At 72.0% G+C, this 22,733-nt stretch carries 18 protein-coding genes; 6 read left to right on the top strand and 12 right to left on the bottom strand.

Annotated elements, in window-relative coordinates:
* Positions 1–121 precede the first annotated feature (121 nt).
* Entirely contained in the window at positions 122–2,668 is a 2,547-nt protein-coding gene (gene glgP, locus WD794_15835; GenBank protein MEX2291782.1) for an alpha-glucan family phosphorylase, read from the bottom strand.
* 83 nt (positions 2,669–2,751) lie between these two features.
* Here glgP and WD794_15830 point away from each other — a divergent pair, with 83 nt between their 5' ends.
* The 4 genes from WD794_15830 (at position 2,752) to glgB (ending at position 10,056) form a co-directional block, all read left to right on the top strand.
* A complete protein-coding gene (locus tag WD794_15830; protein MEX2291781.1) occupies positions 2,752–4,749 on the top strand; it encodes an alpha-1,4-glucan--maltose-1-phosphate maltosyltransferase in 1,998 nt (665 codons plus the stop codon).
* A complete protein-coding gene (gene treS, locus WD794_15825) occupies positions 4,746–6,452 on the top strand; it encodes a maltose alpha-D-glucosyltransferase (protein ID MEX2291780.1) in 1,707 nt (568 codons plus the stop codon). Before WD794_15830 ends, treS begins: the two co-directional genes overlap by 4 nt.
* Positions 6,453–6,457: 5 nt before the next feature.
* Positions 6,458–7,819, top strand: a complete 1,362-nt coding sequence (locus WD794_15820) for a hypothetical protein (protein MEX2291779.1) — start codon at positions 6,458–6,460, stop codon at positions 7,817–7,819.
* A gap of 89 nt (positions 7,820–7,908) precedes the next feature.
* On the top strand, positions 7,909–10,056 hold the full coding sequence (gene glgB, locus WD794_15815) for a 1,4-alpha-glucan branching protein GlgB (protein MEX2291778.1): 2,148 nt from the start codon (positions 7,909–7,911) through the stop codon (positions 10,054–10,056).
* On the opposite strand, the gene WD794_15810 is transcribed toward glgB, so the two are convergent.
* Positions 10,053–10,991, bottom strand: coding sequence for a tetratricopeptide repeat protein (locus WD794_15810; protein MEX2291777.1), 939 nt, complete (start codon positions 10,989–10,991; stop codon positions 10,053–10,055). The genes glgB and WD794_15810 overlap by 4 nt on opposite strands.
* Positions 10,992–11,042: 51 nt before the next feature.
* Positions 11,043–12,716 carry a methylmalonyl-CoA mutase family protein gene (locus tag WD794_15805; GenBank protein MEX2291776.1) on the bottom strand — a complete coding sequence of 558 codons (1,674 nt, stop codon included), beginning with the start codon at positions 12,714–12,716 and terminating at the stop codon, positions 11,043–11,045.
* A 125-nt stretch (positions 12,717–12,841) separates the two neighbouring features.
* Here WD794_15805 and WD794_15800 point away from each other — a divergent pair, with 125 nt between their 5' ends.
* Entirely contained in the window at positions 12,842–13,333 is a 492-nt protein-coding gene (locus tag WD794_15800; GenBank protein ID MEX2291775.1) for an NUDIX domain-containing protein, read from the top strand.
* Here the strand turns inward: WD794_15800 and WD794_15795 are convergent.
* The gene (locus WD794_15795) at positions 13,317–13,577 is read right to left on the bottom strand and encodes a hypothetical protein (GenBank protein MEX2291774.1); all 261 of its coding nucleotides are present in this window, start codon (positions 13,575–13,577) and stop codon (positions 13,317–13,319) included. The two genes, WD794_15800 and WD794_15795, sit on opposite strands and share 17 nt — an antisense overlap.
* Before the next feature lie 56 nt (positions 13,578–13,633).
* Here WD794_15795 and WD794_15790 point away from each other — a divergent pair, with 56 nt between their 5' ends.
* Entirely contained in the window at positions 13,634–14,089 is a 456-nt protein-coding gene (locus tag WD794_15790; protein ID MEX2291773.1) for a hypothetical protein, read from the top strand.
* Positions 14,090–14,127: 38 nt separating this feature from the next.
* On the opposite strand, the gene WD794_15785 is transcribed toward WD794_15790, so the two are convergent.
* The 8 genes from WD794_15785 to WD794_15750 are packed head-to-tail and all read right to left on the bottom strand — an operon-like array spanning position 14,128 to position 22,515.
* The gene (locus WD794_15785) at positions 14,128–14,778 is read right to left on the bottom strand and encodes an SRPBCC family protein (GenBank protein MEX2291772.1); all 651 of its coding nucleotides are present in this window, start codon (positions 14,776–14,778) and stop codon (positions 14,128–14,130) included.
* Positions 14,775–15,419, bottom strand: a complete 645-nt coding sequence (locus WD794_15780; GenBank protein ID MEX2291771.1) for a nucleotidyltransferase family protein — start codon at positions 15,417–15,419, stop codon at positions 14,775–14,777. The genes WD794_15785 and WD794_15780 overlap by 4 nt, the downstream gene beginning before the upstream one ends.
* Positions 15,416–16,531 (bottom strand): XdhC/CoxI family protein, encoded by a 1,116-nt coding sequence (locus WD794_15775; GenBank protein MEX2291770.1) that lies wholly within the window; start codon positions 16,529–16,531, stop codon positions 15,416–15,418. Before WD794_15775 ends, WD794_15780 begins: the two co-directional genes overlap by 4 nt.
* A complete protein-coding gene (locus WD794_15770) occupies positions 16,524–17,657 on the bottom strand; it encodes a VWA domain-containing protein (protein MEX2291769.1) in 1,134 nt (377 codons plus the stop codon). Before WD794_15770 ends, WD794_15775 begins: the two co-directional genes overlap by 8 nt.
* Positions 17,654–18,547, bottom strand: a complete 894-nt coding sequence (locus tag WD794_15765; protein ID MEX2291768.1) for a MoxR family ATPase — start codon at positions 18,545–18,547, stop codon at positions 17,654–17,656. Before WD794_15765 ends, WD794_15770 begins: the two co-directional genes overlap by 4 nt.
* Before the next feature lie 46 nt (positions 18,548–18,593).
* Positions 18,594–19,454 (bottom strand): FAD binding domain-containing protein, encoded by an 861-nt coding sequence (locus WD794_15760; GenBank protein MEX2291767.1) that lies wholly within the window; start codon positions 19,452–19,454, stop codon positions 18,594–18,596.
* Positions 19,451–21,979: a xanthine dehydrogenase family protein molybdopterin-binding subunit gene (locus WD794_15755; GenBank protein ID MEX2291766.1), complete on the bottom strand. Its 2,529-nt coding sequence runs from the start codon at positions 21,977–21,979 to the stop codon at positions 19,451–19,453. Before WD794_15755 ends, WD794_15760 begins: the two co-directional genes overlap by 4 nt.
* On the bottom strand, positions 21,976–22,515 hold the full coding sequence (locus WD794_15750; GenBank protein MEX2291765.1) for a (2Fe-2S)-binding protein: 540 nt from the start codon (positions 22,513–22,515) through the stop codon (positions 21,976–21,978). The genes WD794_15755 and WD794_15750 overlap by 4 nt, the downstream gene beginning before the upstream one ends.
* Positions 22,516–22,733 lie beyond the last annotated feature (218 nt).

The raw sequence follows: 22,733 nt of genomic DNA, 5'->3' as shown, positions 1-22,733 counted from the left end.
GTGTGGATGTTCCGAAGATCTTGGTGAGGGCCGGCCTGGGCGCGACGAACGCCGGCAGAGGTTGTCCTGTCGCCCGACCTGCCACAACGCCCGAGAGCCGGCCGCCGACCCGAGCCGGCGGCTATGCCGTGGTGACCAACGCGAGGTCGGCGTCGCCGGGCAGCGCGGCGGCGTGCGGCAGCACCCGGACGCTGTAGCCGAACGAGCCGGCGCGTTCGAGCGGCACAGTGCCCTCGAAACGGTGCAGCCCGTCGTCGCCGACGCCGGCATCGGCCAGCACGGCGTACGACGGCGCCCGCAGCTCGTCGGCCTCGTCCACCCGGCCGTAGACCGCCTGTACGGTCACCGAGGCCGGCTCCAGCCCGCCGAGGTCCACCACCGCGCGCAGCTCGAGCAGGCTGCCGACCTGCGGTGCGTCCCCGATGCCGGCGCCCTCGACGTGCACGACGCGCACTCCCGGCCAGCGGCACACCACCTCGGCCCGCCACTGCGCCAGCGACTTCGCCTCGGCGAAGGAGGATGCGGCCAGTCCTCGGCTGGCCACCGCCGCCGGCCGGTAGAGCTGGTGCACGTAGTCGCGCACCATCCGGCTGGCGAGCACCTTCGGTCCGGTCGTCTGCAGGGTGTGTCGCACCATGTCGATCCACCGCTGCGGCACGCCGCCGTCGTCGCGGTCGTAGAAGCGGGTCCGGACCTGCTTCTCGACCAGCTCGTAGAACGCCTGCGCCTCCAGGTCGTCCCGCCGCTCGGGGTCGGTCACGCCGTCGGCGGTCGGGATGGCCCAGCCGTTCTCGCCGTCGTACATCTCGTCCCACCAGCCGTCGAGGATCGAGAGGTTCAGGCCGCCGTTCAGCGCCGACTTCATCCCGGACGTGCCGCACGCCTCGAGCGGCCGCAGCGGGTTGTTCAACCACACGTCGCAACCGCCGTAGAGGTAGCGCGCCATGCCGATGTCGTAGTCGGGCAGGAAGACGATCCGGTGCCGGACCTCGGGGGAGTCGGCGAACCGGACGATCTGCTGGACGAGTTCCTTGCCGCCGTCGTCGGCCGGGTGGGCCTTGCCCGCGATGACCAGCTGGATCGGCCGGTCGGGATCCAGCAGCAGGGACGTCAGCCGCTCCCGGTCACGCATCATCAGTGTCAGCCGCTTGTACGACGGGACGCGCCGCGCGAAGCCGATCGTCAACACGTCGGGGTCGAACACCGAGGAGGTCCAGCCGAGCTCGGCCTCGGTCGCGCCCCGCTGCAGCCAGGACTCCTTCAGCCGGCGGCGCACCTCCTCGACCAGCCGCTCGCGCAGCACCCGCCGGGTCGACCAGATGCTGGTCTCCGACACCTTCGCGATGTCCTCCCACCCCTTGGCGTCCGAGCCGAGGCGCGGGTTGGCCTGGTCGGCCAGCTCGAAGATCTCGCGCGACACCCAGGTCGGCGCGTGCACGCCGTTGGTGACCGAGCTGATCGGCACCTCCGCGGCGTCGAACCCGGGCCACAGGTCGGAGAACATGTCGCGGCTGACGATGCCGTGCAGCTTCGCGACGCCGTTGCGGCGCTGGGCCATCCGCAGCCCCATGTGCGCCATGTTGAACACGCCCGGGTCCGGCTCCGCGCCGAGCTCCAGGATCCGCTCGACCGACACCCCGTCGACGGCGTTGTCGCCGCCGAAGTAGCGCGCGACGAGGTCCTTCGGGAAACGGTCGATGCCGGCCGGGACGGGCGTGTGGGTGGTGAAGACGGTGCCGGCGCGCACGGCCTCCTGGGCCTCGTCGTAGGACAGCCCCTGCTCGACCAGCTCGCGGATCCGCTCCAGGCCGAGGAAACCGGCGTGACCCTCATTGGTGTGGAACACCTCGGGGGCCGGGTCGCCGGTCAGCGCCGTCCAGGCGCGGATGGCCCGCACACCACCGATCCCGAGCAGCATCTCCTGGTGCAGCCGGTGGTCGGTGCCGCCGCCGTAGAGCCGGTCGGTGACCTCGCGCTCCTCCGGCGCGTTCTCCTCCACGTCGCTGTCGAGCAGCAGCAGCGGCACCCGGCCGACCTGCGCCCGCCAGACGTGGGCGTGCAGGGTGCGGCTGTCCGGCAGCCCGACGCGGATGAGCACGGGGCTCCCGCCGGCCTCGGTCACCAGAGTCAGCGGCAGGCCATGCGGGTCCAGCGGGGGGTAGCGCTCCTGCTGCCAGCCCTCGGCGTTGAGCGACTGCTTGAAGTAGCCGGCCCGGTAGAGCAGCCCGACACCCAGGATCGGCACGCCCAGGTCCGAGGCGGCCTTGAGGTGGTCGCCGGCCAGGATGCCCAGGCCGCCGGAGTACTGCGGGAGCACCTCGGTGATGCCGAACTCCGGCGAGAAGTAGGCGATGGAGGCAGGCGCCCCCTCGAGCCCCTGGTACCAGCGCGGGGTGGTCAGGTAGGCCTGCAGGTCGTCGTGCGCCGCGGCCAGCTCACCGAGGAAGCCCTTGTCCTTCGCGAGGACCGCGAGGCGCTCCGGGCTGACCTCGCCGAGCAGGCGCACCGGGTCCTGCCCGACGGCGTCCCAGGTCTCCGGGTCGACCGATCGGAAGAGGTCGAGTGACCGGGGGTGCCAGGACCAGCGCAGGTTCAGAACGAGCTCTGCGAGCGGAGCCAGCGACTCCGGCAGGGCGAGGCGGACGGTGAACCGGCGGAGTGCTCTCACGGCCAGGACCATAACGGTCGCGGGCGCCTGCCGGGGACCTGGCCGGATGTTCCGGCTCCCAGCGCCTGGGTACGGTCGCCGCAATGGTGGGACGGATAGCAGTCACAGAGATCAGCCCGACGGTGTCGTGCGGCCAGTATCCCGCACGCGCCGTCACAGGACAGACGGTCCTCCTCGAAGCCACCGTGTTCCGGGAGGGCCACGACGCCGTTGCGGCCGATGTGATGGTCAAGGGACCGACCGGCAAGCGGCTTCCCTTCCTGCGGATGGTCCCGGGTGCACCCGGGACGGACCGCTGGTCGGTGCCGCTGGAGATCCCGGACGACCCGTCGTCCGAAGGACTGTGGTCGTTCACCGTCGAGGGCTGGAGCGACCCACTCGGCACCTGGTGGCACGACGCCCCTCTCAAGGTCGGGGCCGACGTCGACGTCGACGTCATGCTCGAGGAGGGCGCCCGGCTGTACGAGCGCGCAGGCAAGAACCTGCCCCGGTCGACGTCGCGGCAGGACAAGGCTTCGGTCGCCGATCTGGTGGGAGTGCTGCGGGACGGCGGGCGGGACCCGCTCGACCGGATGGCGGCGGCCACGGCACCCGACGTCGTCGCGCTGCTGACGGCCCATCCGATCCGTGAGCTGGTGACCAGGTCCGAGGTCCGGCGCATCTGGGTGGACCGCCGGCGCGCCCTCTACGGCGCCTGGTACGAGTTCTTCCCCCGCTCCGAGGGAGCGGCCGCCGACGAGAGCGGCGTGCTGCGCGGCGGCACGTTCCGCACCGCGATGCAGCGGCTGCCCGCCGTGGCCGACATGGGTTTCGACGTGGTCTATCTCCCACCGATCCACCCGATCGGGAAGGTGAACCGCAAGGGCCCGAACAGCCCGGAGTTCCCGGGAGGCAAGCCGCACGACATCGGCGAGCACGATCCCGGCTCGCCGTGGGCCATCGGCTCGGACGAGGGCGGCCACGACGCCGTCCACCCGGATCTCGGCACGCTCGAGGACTTCGACGCCTTCGTGGCGCACGCGGTCGAGCTCGGTATGGAGGTGGCGCTCGACCTCGCGCTGCAGGCCGCACCGGACCACCCCTGGGCCACGGAGCACCCGGAGTGGTTCACCACCCGCGTCGACGGCACGATCGCCTACGCCGAGAATCCGCCGAAGAAGTACCAGGACATCTACCCGATCAACTTCGACAACGACCCGGACGGCATCTACCAGGAGGTGCTGCGTGTCGTCCGGCACTGGACGGCGCACGGCGTGCGGATCTTCCGGGTCGACAACCCGCACACCAAGCCGCTGAGCTTCTGGGAGTGGCTGATCGCGGAGGTCAAGCGCACCGAGCCGGACGTGCTGTTCCTCGCCGAGGCCTTCACCCGGCCGGCGATCATGCACGAGCTGGCCCGCATCGGCTTCACCCAGTCCTACACCTACTTCACCTGGCGTACCGGCAAGACCGAGCTGCAGGAGTACGCCGCCGAGCTGGTCGCGGCCAGCGACTACATGCGGCCGAACTTCTTCGTCAACACCCCGGACATCCTGCATGCGTCGCTGCAGTACGGCGGCCCGCCGGTGTTCAAGATCCGCGCCGTGCTGGCGGCGCTGCTCTCGCCGACGTACGGCGTGTACGCGGGCTACGAGCTGTACGAGCACGTGGCGGTCAAGCCGGGCAGCGAGGAGTACCAGAACTCGGAGAAGTACCAGTACCGGCCGCGCGACTGGTCGCACCCCGAGCGCACCCTGGCGCCCTACCTCACGATGCTGAACCGGGTCCGCCGCGAGCACCCGGCTCTGCACTGGATCCGCAACCTGACCTTCCACGCCGTCGACTCACCCGACGTGCTGGCGTGGTCGAAACGGTCCGGCGACGACGTCGTGCTCGTGGTCGTGGACCTCGACCCACACGGCGCCCGTGAGGCCACCGTGCACCTGGACCTGCCGGCCCTCGGCCTCGACTGGGACAGCCGCGTCACGGTGACCGACGAGGTCACCGGCAACAGCTACGACTGGGGAGCGCACAACTACGTGAGACTGGATCCGTTCGACGAGCCCGCCCACGTCTTCACCGTCCGCCGGAGCAACGTGTGAGCAGCCCCGACCACGAGCTCGAGCACGGCGAGCTGGTATCCCTCGAGGAGTCCCGCGATCCGCTGTGGTTCAAGCGAGCCGTCTTCTACGAGGTGCTGATCCGCGGCTTCGCCGACGCAAACAGTGACGGCACCGGAGACATCAAGGGGCTGACGAGCAAGCTCGACTACCTGCAATGGCTGGGCGTCGACTGCATCTGGCTGCTGCCCATCTACGAGTCGCCGCTGCGCGACGGCGGCTACGACATCAGCGACTTCATGAAGGTGCTGCCGGAGTTCGGCGACCTCGGCGACTTCGTCCAGCTGGTCGACCAGGCGCACAAGCGGGGCATGCGCATCATCGCCGACCTGGTCATGAACCACAGCTCGGACCAGCACGCCTGGTTCCAGGCCTCGCGGTCCGACCCGGAGGGGCCGTTCGGCGACTACTACGTGTGGTCCGACACCGACGAGCCGTATTCCGAGGCGCGCATCATCTTCGTCGACACCGAGACCTCGAACTGGACCTGGGACCCGGTCCGCAAGCAGTACTACTGGCACCGTTTCTTCAGTCACCAGCCGGACCTCAACTACGAGAACCCTGCCGTGCAGGAAGCCATGATCGACGTGCTGAAGTTCTGGCTGGACCTGGGCATCGACGGCTTCCGGATGGATGCGATTCCCTACCTGTTCGAGGACGAGGGGACGAACTGCGAGAACCGGCCGCGGAGTCACGACTACCTCAAGCGCGTACGCAAGGAGGTCGAGGACAACTACCCGGACCGGGTCCTGCTCGCCGAGGCCAACCAGTGGCCCGAGGACGTGGTCGAGTACTTCGGCGAGCACGAGACCGGCGGCAACGAGTGCCACATGGCGTTCCACTTCCCCTTGATGCCGAGGCTGTTCATGGCTGTCCGCCGGGAGTCTCGCTACCCGATCTCGGAGATCCTCTCGCAGACGCCGCAGATCCCGGCCAACTGCCAGTGGGGCATCTTCCTGCGCAACCACGACGAGCTGACGCTGGAGATGGTCACCGACGAGGAGCGCGACTACATGTACGCGGAGTACGCCAAGGACCCGCGGATGAAGTCCAACATCGGCATCGCGCGCCGGCTGGCCCCGCTGCTGGAGAACAGCCGCGACCAGATCGAGCTGTTCACCGGGCTGCTGCTCTCACTGCCCGGCTCGCCGGTCCTGTACTACGGCGACGAGATCGGCATGGGCGACAACATCTACCTCGGTGACCGTGACGGGGTCCGCACGCCGATGCAGTGGAATGCCGACCGCAACGCCGGCTTCTCGACGGTGGACCCGCAGCAGCTCTACCTGCCCGCGCTGCTCGACCCCGTCTACGGGTACCAGGCGATCAACGTCGAGGCGCAGATGCGCTCGTCGAGCTCGCTGCTCCACTGGACCCGCCGAATGCTCGCGGTCCGCAAGCAGCACCCCGTGTTCGGCATGGGGAGCTACGAGGAGTTGGGATCGAGCAATCCCTCGATCCTGGCGTTCGTACGCGAGTTCGGGGACGACAGGGTGCTGTGCGTGAACAACCTGTCCCGCTTCCCGCAGCCCGTCGAGCTGGACCTGCGCCGCTTCGAGGGGATGGTGCCGGTCGAACTCACCGGCCTCGTGCACTTCCCGAAGGTCGGTGACCTGCCGTACCTGCTCTCACTGCCCGGCCACGGCTTCATGTGGTTCGGCCTGGAGCCCGGGGAGGACCTGTGAGCGACCTGTCGACCGTGCTCTCCGGCTGGCTGCCCGAGCAGCGATGGTTCGCCGGCAAGGGCGGTGGCATCAGCTCCGCGACGGTCGAGCGTGAGACGTCGATGCCCGGCCCCCACGGCCTGAGCCACGTGCTGTTGAGCGTCCAGGACCAGAGCGGGCGCAGCGACCGTTACCAGCTGCTGCTCGGCCGGCTGACCGGCGAGGTCCCGCAGCGTCTGGCGCACGCCGTGCTCGGCCAGGTCGAGGGCGACGAGGTGCTCTACGAGGCCGTGCACGACGAAGAGGCCGCGGCCGCGCTGCTCACGCTGATCTCGCAGGGCGTCGAGGCCGGCGGCCTGCACTTCACCTCGACCGGCGTCCTGGACCCTTCGCTGCGCAGCCGGGTGATCAGTGCCGAGCAGAGCAACACCTCGCTGGTCTACGGCGACGAGTACATCCTCAAGCTCTTCCGGCGGGTGCAGCCCGGGCTGAACCCCGACCTCGAGGTCAGCCGGGCCCTGGCCGAGGCGGGCAGCCCGCACATCGCGGCGCCGCTCGGCTGGGTGGAGACGACCGTCGAGGGACAGCGCACCACGCTGGCACTCCTGCAGTGCTTCCAGCGCAATGCGACCGAGGGCTGGGCGATGGCGACCGCCAGTGTCCGGGACCTGTTCGCCGAGGGCGACCTGCACGCCGACGAGGTCGGCGGTGACTTCGCCGCCGAGAGCGAGCGGCTCGGAGGCGCGACCGCCGAGGTGCACGCGCTCATGGCGCAGACGCTGCCGACCGGCACGGCGGGTCCCCAGGAGTCGGCCGCCACGGCGCGGCAGCTGCACGAGCGACTCGACGCCGCTCTCGAGATCGTCCCGGAGCTGGCGGAGCACGCCGACGTCCTGCGCGCGACCTACGACCAGGTCGGCGGGCGTACCGAGCCGGTGGCCGTGCAGCGGGTGCACGGCGACTACCACCTCGGCCAGGTCCTGCGTACCCAGAGCGGTTGGGTGCTGCTGGACTTCGAGGGCGAGCCGGCGCGCCCCCTCGCTGAGCGGACCGCGCTGATGAGCCCGTTGCGGGACGTTGCGGGGATGCTGCGGTCCTACGACTACGCCGCCCGGCACCTGCTCGCAGAGCGCGGCAGCGACCCGCAACTGGCGTACCGCGCGACGGAGTGGGCAGAGCGCAACCGGCAGGCGTTCTGCGACGGGTACACCCGTGCCGCCGACCACGACCCGCGGGACGAGGCGGGGCTACTGCGCGCCTTCGAGTTCGACAAGGCGGTCTACGAAGTCGTCTACGAAGCACGCAACCGGCCCTCGTGGCTACCCATCCCGATGGGCAGCATCGAACGGCTCGCCGCGTCCGCGACCTCCGAAGGAGACTCCCAGTGAGTGAGCAGACCCCGGCGCCGAAGAAGCGCGCGCCGCGCAAGAAGGCTCTTCCCGAGACGCCCGTACCAGCTGGACCGTCGTACGAGGATCTGGAGCGGCTGGCCGGCGGTGCCCATCACGACCCGCACTCCGTCCTCGGCATGCACCCGGCCGCCGGCGGGGTCGTCGTACGCGCGCTGCGTCCGGGGGCGGAGCGGGTCGTCGCCCGGGTCGGCGGCTCCCAGGTGGAGCTGAGCCATCTGCACGCCGGGGTGTGGGAGGGAGTCGTCCCCGGTGGACAGGTCACCGACTACCGCCTGGACGTCACCTACCACGGCACGACCTATCCGGCCGACGACCCGTACCGCTACCTGCCGACGCTCGGCGAGATGGACCTGCACCTGATCGGCGAGGGCCGGCACGAGGAGCTCTGGAAGGTCCTCGGCGCGCACGTCCGCCGCTACGACAGCCCGGCCGGTCCGGTCACCGGCACGTCGTTCGCTGTCTGGGCGCCGAGCGCCCGCGGCGTCCGCGTGATCGGCGACTTCAACGGCTGGGACGGCAGCAGCCACCCGATGCGGGTGCTCGGCAGCAGCGGCGTGTGGGAGCTGTTCGTCCCCGACATCGGCGCCGGCACGCACTACAAGTTCGCGATCCTCGGGCAGGACTCGGTCTGGCGCGAGAAGGCCGACCCGATGGCGCGGCGCACCGAGGTGCCGCCACTGACGGCCAGTGTCGTCGACGGGTCCGGCTACACGTGGTCCGACGACGCCTGGCTCGAGCAGCGCGCGCAGACCCAGGCGCACGCCGCCCCCATGAGCTGCTACGAGGTGCACCTCGGCTCCTGGCGGCAGGGACTGTCCTACCAGGAGCTGGCCGAGCAGCTCGTGGAGTACGTCAGCTGGCTGGGCTACACGCACATCGAGCTGATGCCGGTCGCCGAGCACCCGTTCGGTGGGTCCTGGGGCTACCAGGTCACCGGCTATTTCGCGCCGACCTCTCGCTTCGGCTCGCCGGACGAGTTCCGCCACCTCGTCGACCGGCTGCACCAGGCCGGCATCGGCGTCATCGTGGACTGGGTGCCGGCGCACTTCCCGAAGGACGAGTGGGCGCTGGCCCGCTTCGACGGCACCCCGCTCTATGAGCACGCCGACCCCAGGCGCGGCGAACAGATGGACTGGGGCACCTACGTCTTCGACTTCGGCCGACGGGAGGTGCGTAACTTCCTGGTGGCCAACGCGTCGTACTGGCTGGAGGAGTTCCACATCGACGTGCTGCGCGTCGACGCGGTCGCGTCCATGCTCTACCTCGACTACTCGCGGGAGGAGGGGCAGTGGTCGCCGAACGAGTACGGCGGTCGCGAGAACCTCGACGCGGTGCAGTTCCTGCAGGAGATGAACGCCACCGTCTACCGCCGCTCCCCCGGCGCCATGACGATCGCGGAGGAGTCCACCGCCTGGCCGGGCGTCTCGCGTCCGACCCACCTGGGCGGGCTGGGATTCGGCTTCAAGTGGAACATGGGCTGGATGCACGACTCGCTGGACTACATGGCGCGCGAGCCGATCTACCGCGGCTACCACCACCACCAGATGACGTTCTCGATGGTCTACGCCTACTCCGAGAACTACGTGCTCCCGATCAGCCACGACGAGGTCGTCCACGGCAAGGGTTCGCTGCTGCGCAAGATGCCCGGTGACCGCTGGCAGCAGCTGGCCAACGTGCGCGCGTACCTCGCCTTCATGTGGGCCCACCCCGGTAAGCAGCTGCTGTTCATGGGGCAGGAGTTCGCGCAGGAGTCGGAGTGGAGCGAGGACCGTTCGCTGGACTGGTGGCTGCTGGATCTGCCCGATCACCGCGGCGTCGCCCTCACGGTGAAGGAGCTGAATGCCGTCTACAAGGCGACCCCGGCGCTGTGGAGCCAGGACGTCGACCAGGCCGGCTTCTCCTGGATCGACGCGAACGACTCGGCCGGCAATGTCTTCTCGTTCCTGCGCTTCGCCGAGGACGGCTCCGCCCTGGCCTGCATCAGCAACTTCGCCGGGATGCCGCACGACGGCTACCGGCTGGGCCTGCCCTGGGCCGGTCACTGGCGTGAGGTGCTCAACACCGACGCGGCCGAGTACTTCGGCAGCGGTGTCGGCAACTTCGGCGGCGTCGAGGCGACGCCCGACGGCTGGCACGGCCAGCCCGCCTCGGCGCTGCTGCGGGTGCCGCCGCTCGGCACTGTCTGGCTGGCCAGCGAGCCCGAGGACAGCTAGAACAGCGCGTTCGACAGTGCCCGGCGACCGGTGACGATGCGGGGGTCCTCCGGGTCCAGCGCGTCGAACAGGCCGAGCAGGTGCACCCGCGCGGTGTCGCGGTCGTCGCCGGCGCTGCGGCGCACGTAGTCGATCAGCCGTGCGATCGCGTCGTCGATGCGCTCGGTCAGGACCTCGACGTCGGCGGCGGCGGTCTGCGTGGTGACGTCCTCGGGAGCGGCTTGTGCGCGGGCGAGCACCGCCTCGGTGTCGGCGTCGGCGCTGCGGAGCAGCAGCGCCGCCCAGGCGCGGCCCGCGACCGCCTCGACATCCCCCGGCTTGCGGGCCAGCAGCGCGTCGTAGGCCGCCATGGCGGCGGCATAGTTCCCGCTGCTCATGGCGTCCTCGGCGGCGACCACGTCCGGGTCGGTGGGGGCCGGCGGCGGACCGGCGGCGGGAGCGGCGCCGCCGGGAGTGGCGCCGCTCGCGCCCGGCAGGCCGGCCTGCTGCGCCGCCGCGAGCACCTGCTCGAGGAACGCCCGCAGGTCGCGCTCGGGCAGCGCACCGGTGAAGCCCTGGATGAGCCGCCCGCCCAGCGCGAGGAGCACCGTCGGAATGCTCTGGATCTGCAGCGACCCGGCCAGCGCCTGGTTCGCGTCGACGTCGATCTTGGCCAGCACCCAGCTGCCGGCGCCCTCGGCGGCCAGCTTCTCCAGCACCGGGGACAGCTGCTTGCAGGGACCGCACCAGGCGGCCCAGAAGTCGATGAGGACCGGCACCGAGAGGGACCGTTGCAGGACCTCGGCCTCGAAGGTGGCCTCGGTGACGTCGAGGACGTGGCCGGCCGGCGCGGCCGGCGCACCGCCCGCACCGCTGGTGGCGGCCGGGGCGGGTGTCGGTGGGCGCAGCGACGACAGGTCGACGGCACCGGCGATGTTGAGGTCCGTGGGGCGCATGCTCATGTCCTCATCCAACCTCAGGACGTCGGCGTCGCTTCCCCTGCCTCGTCAGAAGCGGGGCGGCTCGGTGTAGCTGCCCCACAGGTCGCGCAGCGCGCCGCAGACCTCGCCGAGCGTCGCCTCGGCCCGGATGGCCTGCAGCATCGGCTCGATCGTATTGCCCTGACCGCGGGCGACGTCGATCAGATCGGCCAGCCGCGCCTGCACCAGCGCCTCGTCCCGCTGCGCCTTGCGGACCACCAGCTCCCGCACCTGCTCGCGCTCCACCTCGGAGCTCACCCGCAGGATCTCCAGCGGGGCATCGACGTCACCGGTGTGCACGTTGACGCCGACGACCTTCTTCTCGCCCTTCTCGACCGCCACCTGGTAGCTGAAGGCGGCCTCGGCGATCTCGGCCATGAACCAGCCGTCCTCGATGCCCCGCAGGATGCCGCTGGTCATGCTGCCGTCGGCGCCCATCTCCCGCACCTTGGCAAAGATCGCCTCCGCCTCGGCGTCGATCGCGTCGGTGAGCTGCTCGACGTACCAGCTGCCGCCCAGCGGGTCGGCGACGTTCAGCACACCGGTCTCCTCGGCGATCACCTGCTGGGTGCGCAGCGCGATCTGCGCCGCCTTCTCGCTCGGCAGCGCCAGCACCTCGTCCAGCGCGTTGGTGTGCAGGCTGTTGGTCCCGCCGAGCACGGCTGCCAGCGCCTCGACCGCCGTGCGTACGACGTTGTTGTCGGGCTGCTGGGCGGTCAGCGAGACGCCGGCGGTCTGCGTGTGGAAACGCATCCACTGGGCCCGCTCGGTCTTCGCGCCGTAGACGTCACGCAGCCAGCGGGCCCAGATCCGTCGGCCAGCCCGGAACTTCGCGATCTCCTCGAAGAAGTCGACGTGCGCGTCGAAGAAGAACGACAGCCCGGGCGCGAACAGGTCCACGTCCATGCCCCGGGACAGGCCGAGCTCGACGTAGGCGAAGCCGTCCGCAAGGGTGAACGCCAGCTCCTGCGCAGCGGTCGAGCCCGCCTCCCGGATGTGATATCCCGACACCGAGATCGGCTTGTAGGCCGGGACCTTCTCGGCGCAGTGCTCCATCAGGTCGCCGATCAGGCGCAGATGCGGCTCCGGCGGGAACAGCCACTCCTTCTGCGCGATGTACTCCTTGAAGATGTCGGTCTGCAGCGTCCCGTCCAGCACTGCCGGGTCGACACCCTGCCGCTCGGCCGCCACGAGGTACATGCAGAAGACCGGCACCGCCGGGCCGCTGATCGTCATCGACGTCGTCACGTCGGCCAGCGGGATCTCCGCGAACAGCACCTCCATGTCGGCGGCGCTGTCGATCGCGACACCGCAGTGCCCCACCTCCCCCAGCGAGCGGGAGTCATCGGAGTCACGGCCCATCAGGGTCGGCATGTCGAAGGCCACCGACAGGCCGCCACCACCGGCCGCCAGGATCATCTTGTACCGCGCGTTGGTCTGCTCGGCGTTGCCGAAGCCGGCGAACTGCCGGATCGTCCACGGCCGGCCGCGGTAGCCGGTGGCGTACAGCCCCCGGGTGAAGGGGAATTCGCCGGGCCAGCCGATCCGCTCGAAGCCCTCGTAGGTGTCCCCCGGTCGCGGGCCGTAGACCGGCTCCACCGCGACACCGGACAGCGTGGTGAAGTCGGCCTCGCGCGTGCGCGCCGCATCGAAGCGCAACCGCCAACGCTCCCGTCCGGCGGCGATCTCCTCGGGCGTCACGCGGCGCTCCTGTTCGCGAGGTCGGCTGGCTGTCGTCCGAAGCCGGCGCCGACCTGGGGGCCGCAGCCGGGAACGGCAGGCTACTGCGTCGACCCAGCCGTGGCCTGACGTGTCACGCTGCCCGGATGGACGCCCCGGCCTTCTGTCCCGCCTGCGCGGCGCCGCTCGAGCACTCCGGGCGGCACCCCGTCTGCACCGGCTGCGGCCGCACCCATCACCGCGACCCGAAGGTCGGCGTCGGTGTCGTGGTCGTGCAGGCCGGACAGCTGCTGCTCGTGCGCCGCGGCATCGGCCCGGGACAGGGGCTCTGGGCGCTGCCGGCGGGCTACGTCGACGCAGGCGAGGACCCCCGGGCCGCGGCCGCGCGGGAGACGGCGGAGGAGACGGGACTGCAGGTGCAGGTGGGCCGCGTGGTGGAGGTCTACCCGAGCGAGGTCACCGGCGGGCACCACGGCGCCTCGTTCTTCCTCGCCTTCGAGGCCGAGGTCGTCGGCGGTCGACTGGCGGCCGGTGACGACGCGCTGGACGCCGACTTCTTCGGCGCCGACGACCTGCCGGAGCTGGCCTTCGAGAGCACGCGCGACGCCGTACGCCGGGTGCTCACTCCCGCCGGCTGAGCAGCCCGGAGATCAGCACCAGGCCCATCAGCGCGGCGGCGACGCTGAACAGCCGCGACTGCGCGGCGGCCGCGCAGGGATCCGGGTCACGGTCCGTCAGGCCCTGCAACGCCGACGACCAGACCCGGTCGGGACACTCGACCTGCACGCCCCCGGCCTCGTACGTGGTCCGGCTCGCACCTGCGGCGACGACCAGCAGCACAGACACCACGGCCACGACCATGAGCAGGCGACGGGAGGGCATGCCTGCATCCTCGCCCACCCACCGCCCGGCCGCAGCGGCCTGGCAGGCTTGGCCGCATGAGGACACCCATCGCAGCCCTGCCCGCCGCCGCCCTGGCCCTGGCCCTGGCGTTGACCGGCTGCAGCGGCAGCGGGAAGGACGACCCGACCGTCGCCGCCCCGTCCACGAGCGCGGGAGCGCCGGGCGGGGGCGACACCGTCGAGAGCACCCAGGAGGTCCACGAGGCGCTCGAGGCGGCCGGCGTACCGTGCGAGGAACTGCAGCAGGGCAGCTTCCCCGGCGTCACCGACGCGCAGAGCTGCATCATCAACGGCTCCGAGGACATCGTCCTGCTGCGCTTCGCCTCCGCCGCCGAGCGGGAGAGCTATGTGGCGGAGAAGGACGAGCTGGCCAGCGTCGTGCTCGGCGAGAACTGGGCGGTCCAGACCGTGCTGCGCGAGACCGCCGACCAGGTCGCCGGGGCGCTCGGCGGCGAGGTGATCGGCGGCGAGGTGGTCGAACCCGCCGCCTGAGCCCGGCGGTGCCGGAACTGCCGGCCGGGCGCGCCGCCTCAGCGCCGCAGCCGGCGGACCAGCAGCAGGAGCACAGCGATCCCGGCCAGCACGGGTGCCAGCCGCTTGAGCACCGGCGCGCCGGCGGTGCCGAGCAGGTCGATCGCCTCCGCCGGCGGGCGGACCACGGCCGGCGGAGGCTGCAGGCCCTCCGGCGCACCCATGTCGGCCGCCACTGCGCTGAACAGCGGTTCGGACTGCGGCGTGCCCGCCGCGATCTCCCCGGACAGGCAGCGGGCGAACTGGTCGACCAGCTTGCCGCTGACGTCGGCCAGCACACCGCGCCCGAACTGCGCCGGCTTGCCGGTCACGTTGAGGTCGGTGTCGACCTCCACGTCGGTGGTGTCGCCGTTGGCGAGCAGCCGGCAGGTGATCAGCGCCTTGGCGGTGCCGGTGCCGCGGGTCTCCTTGCCGCTGCCCTCGATCACCGCGACGTGCGTCGCGTCGTCCTTCGAGACGAACGACGCCTTGCCGCCGTAGGTGAGGTTGATCGGGCCGACCTTCACCTTGACCGTGCCCTCGAAGGAGTCGCCCTCGACCTTGGTCAGGGTCGCACCGGGCATGCACGGCGCGATCCGCTCCACGTCGAGCAGCACCCTCCAGGCCTCGTCGACGGGGACGGGGACGGTGAACCGGTTCTCGAGCTTCATCGGGCTGCCTTCCGTCGTGCGGGGATGTCCAGCGCTGCCAGGTCCTGCGGCGTGTCGAGGTCGTCGGCCGAGCCGGCGTCGGTGCAGTCGACAGGCACGACCTGCCCCGGATGGGCCCGCAGCCACACCCGCGCGCCCTCGTCGCCCTGCGCAGCCGCCGCGACGTCGGCCCAGACCGACCGGTCGAGCAGCACCGGGTTGCGCGGGCGGCCGTCGTAGCACGCGACCGCCGCCGTGGCGCCGGTGTCGTGCGCGGCGCGCAGCCGCTGCACCGCGGTCGGCGTGACGAGCGGCTGGTCCACCAGCGCGACGACGCAGGCCGCGGCGTCGGTGGCGCCCAGCGCCGCCAGCCCGGCGCGCAGGGAGGCGCCCATGCCGGTCGCCCAGGCGTCGGCCTCGACGACCGTCGTGCCGAGGCTGAGCGCCCGCACGTCGTCCGCACACGCCCCCACGACGACGACCACCGGGTCGCAGCCGCCGTCCGTGAGCAACCGGATGCCGCGCCGTACCAGCGGTTCCCCGTCCACCTCGACCAGGGCCTTCGGGCCGCCCATGCGGCGGCCGGCGCCCGCGGCGAGCAGTAGCCCGGCGACCCGCACCGGCGCGTGCTTGCTGTCGGCGGTTCCGGAGGGACGGCTCACGCACTCACCGGCCGTGTCTGCACACCGTCGGTGTGGATGTCGCCCGTGGTCTGCGCCAGCGGCCGGCCACTGCCGCCCCAGTGGTGCTGCACGATCTCGGCGGCGATCGACACCGCCGTCTCCTCCGCGGTGCGGGCGCCGAGGTCCAACCCGATGGGCGAGTGCAGCCGGCCCAACTGCTGATCGGTGAGCCCCGCCTCTCGCAGCCGCCGTAGCCGGTCCTCGTGGGTGCGCCGGCTGCCCATCGCGCCGATGTAGGCCGCCGGCCTGCGCAAGGCGACCTCGAGCAGCGGCACGTCGAACTTCGGGTCGTGCGTGAGGACGCACAGCACGGTGCGCCCGTCCACCTCGGTGTTCTCCAGGTAGCGGTGCGGCCAGTCGCACACCACCTCGTGCGCCTCCGGGAAGCGGGCAGCCGTCGCGAAGACCGGGCGGGCGTCGCAGACAGTCACCCGGTAACCGAGGAACACGCCGATCCGGCTGACCGCGGCGGCGAAGTCGGTGGCGCCGAAGACGAGCATCCGCGGCGGTGGCGTGAAGGACTGCACGAAGACGGTGACGTCGTCGATGCGCCGCTCGCCCCGGGGCCCGTAGTGGCGGTCGCCGGTCTGCCCGGCGGCGAGCATCCCGCGGGCGTCGTCGGTGACGGCCACGTCGAGCCCCTCCGCCCCCAGGCTCCCGACGGCGTACGACGGGCCGACGAGCAGCACCGCCCCGACCGGCGCGGGCCCCCGCACGACCGTGGCGAGCGCGACCGGCTCGTCGGCCGCCATCCGGTCGGCCCACGCCGCGAGCACCTCGCGGTCGGCGGGGGCCACGAGCACCTCGAGCGTGCCGCCGCAGGTGAGGCCGACGGCGAAGGCCTCGTCGTCGCTGTAGCCGTAGCTCTCGACGACCGGCCTCCCGCCGCCGAGGACCTGCTCGGCGGTGTCGTAGACCGCCCCCTCGACGCAGCCGCCGGAGATGCTGCCGAGCGCCTGCCCGTCCGCACTCACCGCCATGGCCGCACCCGGGGGGCGCGGCGAACTCCCCGCCGTCCCGATCACCGTGGCCAGCGCGAAGGGCGCCTCCTGCCCGAGCAGGGTGCGCAGCCCACCGGCGAGGTCACGCACGGGCGCTCCCGCGCACGACCGCGGCCAGCTGCTCGAGCGCGCCGAGGCTGTGACCCTCGACGAAGTCGTCGACGTGCGGCAGCGCGGCGGCCATCCCCGCGGCCAGCGGCGCGTAGCCCGGAGCGGCCTTGCGCGGGTTGGCCCAGACGACCCGGTGCGCCAGCCGGTGCAGCCGCTCCATCTGCTCCCCGAGCAGCGTCGCGTCGCCGCGCTCCCAGCCGTCGGACAGGATCACCACGACCGCACCGCGCGCGGTCCCGCGCTGGCCCCACTGGACGAGGAACTGCGCGAGCAGCTCGCCCAGCCGGGTGCCGCCGCCGGCGTCCGGGACCGCCGCGGCGACACCGGCCATCGCGGCGTCCGGGTCCCGTACGGCCATCTCACGCGACACGCGGGTGAGCCGGGTGCCGAGGGTGAAGACCTCGGTGGGGGCGGAGCCGCGTCGCGAGGCGGCGTGCGCGAAGCGCAGCAGCGCGTCGGCGTAGCTCTCCATCGAGCCGCTGACGTCGACGAGCAGCACCACACGGCGGGTCCGCAGCGCCGGCGCCCGGTGCCGCAGCCGGGCCGGCTCACCCCCCGCGGCCAGCCAGGCGCGCAGCGTGCGGGTGCCGTCGACCCGGCCGCGCGGCGCGGGCCGCAGGCGCCGGGTGGCCCGCTTCTCTCCCGGCAGCCGCAGCGCCGCCAGCAGCGCCCGCAGCTGGTCCCGCTCGGCGGCGGTCAGGGTGCTCACGTCCCGCGACCGCAGCTGCTCCACGCTGCTGGCCGCTGCGCTGACCGACTCGGGCGGCGCCGTGTCACCGTCACCGTCGCCCGGCTCGCTCCCCGGCTCGGCGACCAGCTGCAGCGCCCGCCGGGTCAGCCGCTGCCGCCGCACGGCCGTCCCCGACCGGTCGCCGAAGTAGGCGTCGAAGGCGAGGTCGTAACGGGGCAGGTCCTCGGCGCTGCCGCAGAGCGTCAGCCGGCCGGCCCAGTAGACGTCCGGGCGCCGGAGCGGGTCCAGCTCGGCCAGGGCCGCGACGGCCGCATGCACCCGGTCGGGGGAGGCCGCGACCCCCATGCCGCGCAGGGTGGCCGCCAGGCCGACGACGGTGTCGACGGCGTCGTACGGCTCGGCCACGGCGCTCATCTCCCCAGCATCGCCGTGGTCAGCAGCTGCTGCACGTCGGGGCGCTTGGCGTGCAGCTGGTCCTCGCGGTACTTCAGCACGGCGCCCAGGGTCGCCGTCGCCAGCCCCGCGTCGAGCCGCTCGGCGCCCAGGGCGACCAGGGCCTGAGCCCAGTCGATGGTCTCGGCGACGCCGGGTGGCTTGAGCAGGTCCTCGGAGCGCAGGACGGCGACGGCCCGGGCGACCTGGCCGGCCAGCGCGGCGGAGGCCTCGGGCACCCGGGCCCGGACGATGGCGACCTCCCGATCGAAGTCGGGATGCTCGACCCAGTGGTAGAGGCAACGCCGCTTGAGGGCGTCGTGCACCTCGCGGGTGCGGTTGCTCGTGACGACCACGACCGGCGGCACCTGGGCGCGGACCGTGCCCAGCTCCGGGACCGTCACGGTGTAGTCGGACAGCACCTCGAGCAGGAAGGCCTCGAACTCGTCGTCGGCCCGGTCGACCTCGTCGACGAGCAGCACCGCCGGCGACGTCTCGAGCGCCGCCAGGAGCGGGCGGGCCAGCAGGAACCGCCGGCTGTAGACCTCCGCCTCGAGCCGCTCGGCGTCCGCCTGCCCGGCCGCCTCGGCGGCGCGCAGGTGTAGCAGCTGGCGGGGGAAGTCCCAGTCGTAGAGCGCCTGCGAAGCGTCGATGCCCTCGTAGCACTGCAGGCGCAACAGGTCGGCTCCGACCACCGTCGCCAGGGCGTGCGCCAGCGATGTCTTGCCGACACCCGGCTCCCCCTCGAGGAACAGCGGGCGCGGCAGGGCGAGGGCGAGGTAGGCCGCCGTGGCCACGCCCTCGTCGGCGAAGTAGCCCGCGTCGGCGAGCAGCCGGGCGAGTCCGGCGGGGTCCTGCAGCTGGGAGGGCAGCAGGCCCCGCCGGGCCGGAGCGGAGGCGGTCAGCTGCCTCCGCCTGTCATGTCGTGAGCCCGGCGGCACCCACCACGGCCCGTGCGGTGAGCACCCGGGCCAGGTGGGCGCGGTAGTCCGACTGCCCGCCCAGGTCCGACGGCGGAGTGGTGCCGTCCGCCGCCGACAGTGCGGCCGCCTTGACCGCCGCCGCGTCGGCGGCCCCGGGCAGCGCCGCCTCCACCGCCGCCGGCCGCACCGGCGTCGAGCCCATGTTGGTCAGGCCGATCCGGGCCTCGGTGATCGAGCCGCCCTCGGTGCGGACGGCCGCCGCGACGCCGACGATCGCCCAGGCCTGCGCCACCCGGTTGAACTTCTCGTAGCGGTAGCCCCAGCTGCCTTCGAGCTTGGGGATCCGCACGGCAGCCAGGATCTCGTCCGGCGACAGCGCCGTCTCCAGGTAGTCCAGGAAGAAGTCGCGGGCCGCGATGGTGCGCCGGCCACCGGGCCCCTCCGCGACGAGCTCGGCATCCAGCGCGAGGGCCACTGCGGCCAGGTCACCCGCCGGGTCGGCGTGCGCCAGCGCACCCCCGAAGGTGCCGCGGTGGCGGACAGCCGGGTCGGCCACGGTGGCCGTCGCCTCGGCCAGCAGGCCGGCGTACTGCCGGACCAGCGGGTCGGAGAGCACGTCGCTGTGCCGGGTCATCGCGCCGATGACGATCGCGCCGTCGTCCTCGGACACCCCGCGCAGCTCCTCGACCCGGCCCAGATCGACGAGCACCGTGGGAAAGGCCAGCCGTAGGCGGAGCACCGGGATCAGGCTCTGCCCGCCGGCCAGGATCTTGGCGTCCTCACCGGCCTCGCCGAGCGCGGTGACGGCGTCGGCCAGCGACGTGGGAGCGACGTAGTCGAACTGGGCGGGGATCACTGCGGACCTCCTGCGGTGTCGGCGGCGGAGCTTCCGGAGGTGGAAGCGGTCGAGGCGCCGCCATAGGCGACGGTTCCGGCGGCGGCGCGTTCGGTGCCGTCGCCGTGCAGGGCGCGCCACACCCGCTCCGGCGTCGCCGGCATGCGGATGTCGGAGATACCGAACGGCCGCAGTGCGTCGACGACGGCGTTGATGACGGCCGGTGTGGAGGCGATGGTGCCGGCCTCGCCGACACCCTTGACACCCAGCGGGTTGCTGGTCGCCGGGGTCTCGGTGCGACCGGTGTCGAAGTGCGGCAGATCGGGCGCGGCCGGGACGAGGTAGTCGACCAGCGAACCGGTCGTGAGGTTGCCCTCGGCGTCGTAGACCGCCTCCTCGTACAGCGCCTGCGCGATCCCCTGGGCCAGGCCGCCGTGCACCTGGCCCTCGACGATGACCGGGTTGACGATCTTCCCGACGTCGTCGACCGACACGTACTTGCGGATCCTGGTGAAGCCGGTCTCGGTGTCCACCTCCACCGCGCACAGGTGGGTGCCGTGCGGGTAGCTGAAGTTCTCCGGGTCGTAGACGCAGTCGCTGTCCAGCGTCGGCTCCATCCCGTCCGGGAGGTTGTGCGCCGCGAAGGTCGCGAGTGCCACCTCCTGGATCGTGAGGGTGGCCTCCGGCGAGCCTTTGACGGAGAAGGCGCCCTTGTCGAACTCCACGTCCTGCTCGGACGCCTCGAGCAGGTGCGCGGCGATCCGCTTCGCCTTCTCGAGCACCTTGCCGGTCGCCTTGTGGATCGCGATGCCGCCCACGACCAGCGAGCGGGAGCCGTAGGTGTCCATGCCCTTGGCGCTCGAGTCGGTGTCGCCGGTGAGCACCTCGACGTCCTCGAACGGCACCCCCAGCGCATCGGCCACGATCTGGCTCCACGCGGTGTGGTGGCCCTGCCCGTGCGGCGTGGCTCCCGAGACGACCTCGACCTTGCCGGTCGGCAGCATCCGGATCGTCGCGGATTCCCAGCCGCCGGCGCCGTAGGACAGCGAGCCGAGCACACGGGACGGCGCCAGCCCGCACATCTCGGTGAACGTCGAGATGCCGATGCCCAGCTGCACCGGGGCTCCCTCTGCCCGGAGACGCTGTTGCTCAGCCCGGAGATCGTCGTACTCGAACATCCCCATGGCCTTCTCGGTGGCCGCCTCGTAGTTGCCCGAGTCGTAGGTGAGCCCGGCCACCATGTCGTACGGGAACTCCTCGTGCTTGATCCAGTTCTGCTTGCGCAGCTCCATCGGGTCGCGCCCGAGCTCGGCAGCCAGCTCGTCCATGATCCGCTCGATGGCGAAGGTCGCCTCGGGCCGGCCGGCGCCGCGGTAGGCGTCGGTGGGTGTCTTGGTCGTGAAGACGCCGGTGCAGATGAAGCGGTAGCTCGGCATCTTGTAGATGGCGGGGAACATGAACGCGCCCAGGATCGGGATGCCGGGCGTGACGAGCTGCAGGTAGGCGCCCATGTCGGCGAGCAGCTGCACCTTCAGCCCGAGCAGGGTGCCGTCCTTGCGCGCCGCGATCTCGATGTCCTGTATCTGGTCGCGTCCGTGGATGGTGGCCTGGTAGTTCTCGCTGCGCGACTCGGTCCACTTCACCGGCCGGCCCAGCTTCTTGGCCACGACCAGGCAGAGCACCTCCTCGGCGTAGACATTGAGCTTGCTGCCGAAGCCGCCGCCGACGTCCGGCGCGATCACCCGGATCTTCTGCTCCGGGATGTTGGTGACCAGCGCCAGCATCACGCGCAGGATGTGCGGGACCTGGGTGGCGGAGTAGACGGTGTACTCGTCGGCCGCCGAGATCGGTGCGACGACGACCGCCCGCGGCTCCATCGCCGTCGGCAGCAGGCGCTGCTGGATGAAGCGGCGCCTGACGACCACGGCGTCTTCGCCGGCCGCGGCGACGGTCTCGTCGTAGTCCGCGCCGGCGCCCGGGAAGTCGAACAGGAAGCAGCGGTTGGTGCCCTTGTCGGAGTGCACCAGCGGCGCACCGTCGGCCAGGGCGGCCTCCATGTCGACCACCGCCGGCAGCTGGTCGTACTCCACCGCGATCGCCTCGAGCGCGTCGGCGGCGGCGTACCGGTCCCGGGCCACGACGACGGCGACACCGTCACCGACGTAGCGCACCTCGTCGACCGCCAGCGGGGGGTGGTCGGGATGCACCATGTCGGGCGTCACCGGCCAGGCACACGGCAGCGAGCCCTGCACGTCGGCCAGGTCGGCGCCGCTGTAGGCGGCGATCACGCCCGGCATCTCGAGCGCCGCCGAGACGTCGACCGAGACGATCTTCGCGTGCGCCATCGGGCTGCGGAGCACGGCCAGGTGCAGCAAACCGGGCAGGGTGATGTTGTCGGTCCAGTTCGTCTGCCCGGTGAGGAGCTTGGCGTCCTCCTTGCGGCGCCGGCCACGGCCGAGTTCGCCGCCGGCGTACGGCGAGGACAGGGCGTCCGGGTGCTCGGCGATCTCGCCGGCGACGAGGCCGGCATCCAGCTGGTCGGTCATGCCGGGACCTCCTGCTTGTCGGCGGGGCCGTCGGAGAACGAGCCGGGCAGGGGGCCCTCTCCGCGCAGCTCCGAGGCGGCGGACAGCACCGCCTTGACGATGTTCTGATAGCCCGTGCAGCGGCAGAGGTTGCCCTCGAGGCCGTGCCGGACCTCGTCCTCGGTGGGGCTCGGGTTGCGCTTCAGCAGGTCGACCGCCGCCAGCACCATGCCCGGCGTGCAGAAACCGCACTGCAGGCCGTGGTGCTCCTGGAAGGCCTTCTGCACCGGGTGCCACTGCGCGCCGGAGCCCTCCGGCCCGCCGGCCAGTCCCTGGATCGTCGTGATGTCGGTTCCGTCGGCCTGCACGGCGAGCACCGAGCAGCTCTTCACGCTGTCACCGTCGATCAGGACGGTGCAGGCACCGCAGTTCGAGGTGTCGCAGCCGATGGGCGTGCCGACCCGGCCGAGGCCCTCACGCAGATGGTGGGTGAGCAGCTTGCGTGGCTCGACCTCGTCGTCGTAGGTGACGCCGTCAACCTTCATGCGTACGCGCATCTGTGCCTCTCCAAGGCTCGCCGGACGTACGGGGCAGCGGCTGGCGAGCGACGGACGGAGGGCTGAACGGGGTCGTCGGCCTTGTCGGGAAACAGGGTCAGCGGATCCCGCGCGCCCCCGGACCGGAGCCGGCAGTCGCGTCGTGCGTGTGACCCCGGTCCGCGACCTGCGTCACGCCGTGAACCTACGGCCGGGCCTGTGACTGCGCAACAGGCTGC

This window comes from Mycobacteriales bacterium (genome assembly GCA_040902655.1).
Taxonomy (GTDB): domain Bacteria; phylum Actinomycetota; class Actinomycetes; order Mycobacteriales; family SCTD01; genus SCTD01.
The sequence above is the reverse complement of the archived record's forward strand: the minus strand, read 5'-3'. Positions and strand labels throughout refer to the sequence as shown.

Coding starts and splice junctions, on each gene's coding strand:
- WD794_15830 (MEX2291781.1), top strand. CDS start 2,752: ATGGTGGGACGGATAGCAGTCACAGAGATCAGCCCGACGGTGTCGTGC.
- WD794_15810 (MEX2291777.1), bottom strand. CDS start 10,991: ATGCGCCCCACGGACCTCAACATCGCCGGTGCCGTCGACCTGTCGTCG.
- WD794_15800 (MEX2291775.1), top strand. CDS start 12,842: ATGGACGCCCCGGCCTTCTGTCCCGCCTGCGCGGCGCCGCTCGAGCAC.
- WD794_15795 (MEX2291774.1), bottom strand. CDS start 13,577: ATGCCCTCCCGTCGCCTGCTCATGGTCGTGGCCGTGGTGTCTGTGCTG.
- WD794_15790 (MEX2291773.1), top strand. CDS start 13,634: ATGAGGACACCCATCGCAGCCCTGCCCGCCGCCGCCCTGGCCCTGGCC.
- WD794_15785 (MEX2291772.1), bottom strand. CDS start 14,778: ATGAAGCTCGAGAACCGGTTCACCGTCCCCGTCCCCGTCGACGAGGCC.
- WD794_15770 (MEX2291769.1), bottom strand. CDS start 17,657: ATGAGCGCCGTGGCCGAGCCGTACGACGCCGTCGACACCGTCGTCGGC.
- WD794_15755 (MEX2291766.1), bottom strand. CDS start 21,979: ATGACCGACCAGCTGGATGCCGGCCTCGTCGCCGGCGAGATCGCCGAG.
- WD794_15750 (MEX2291765.1), bottom strand. CDS start 22,515: ATGCGCGTACGCATGAAGGTTGACGGCGTCACCTACGACGACGAGGTC.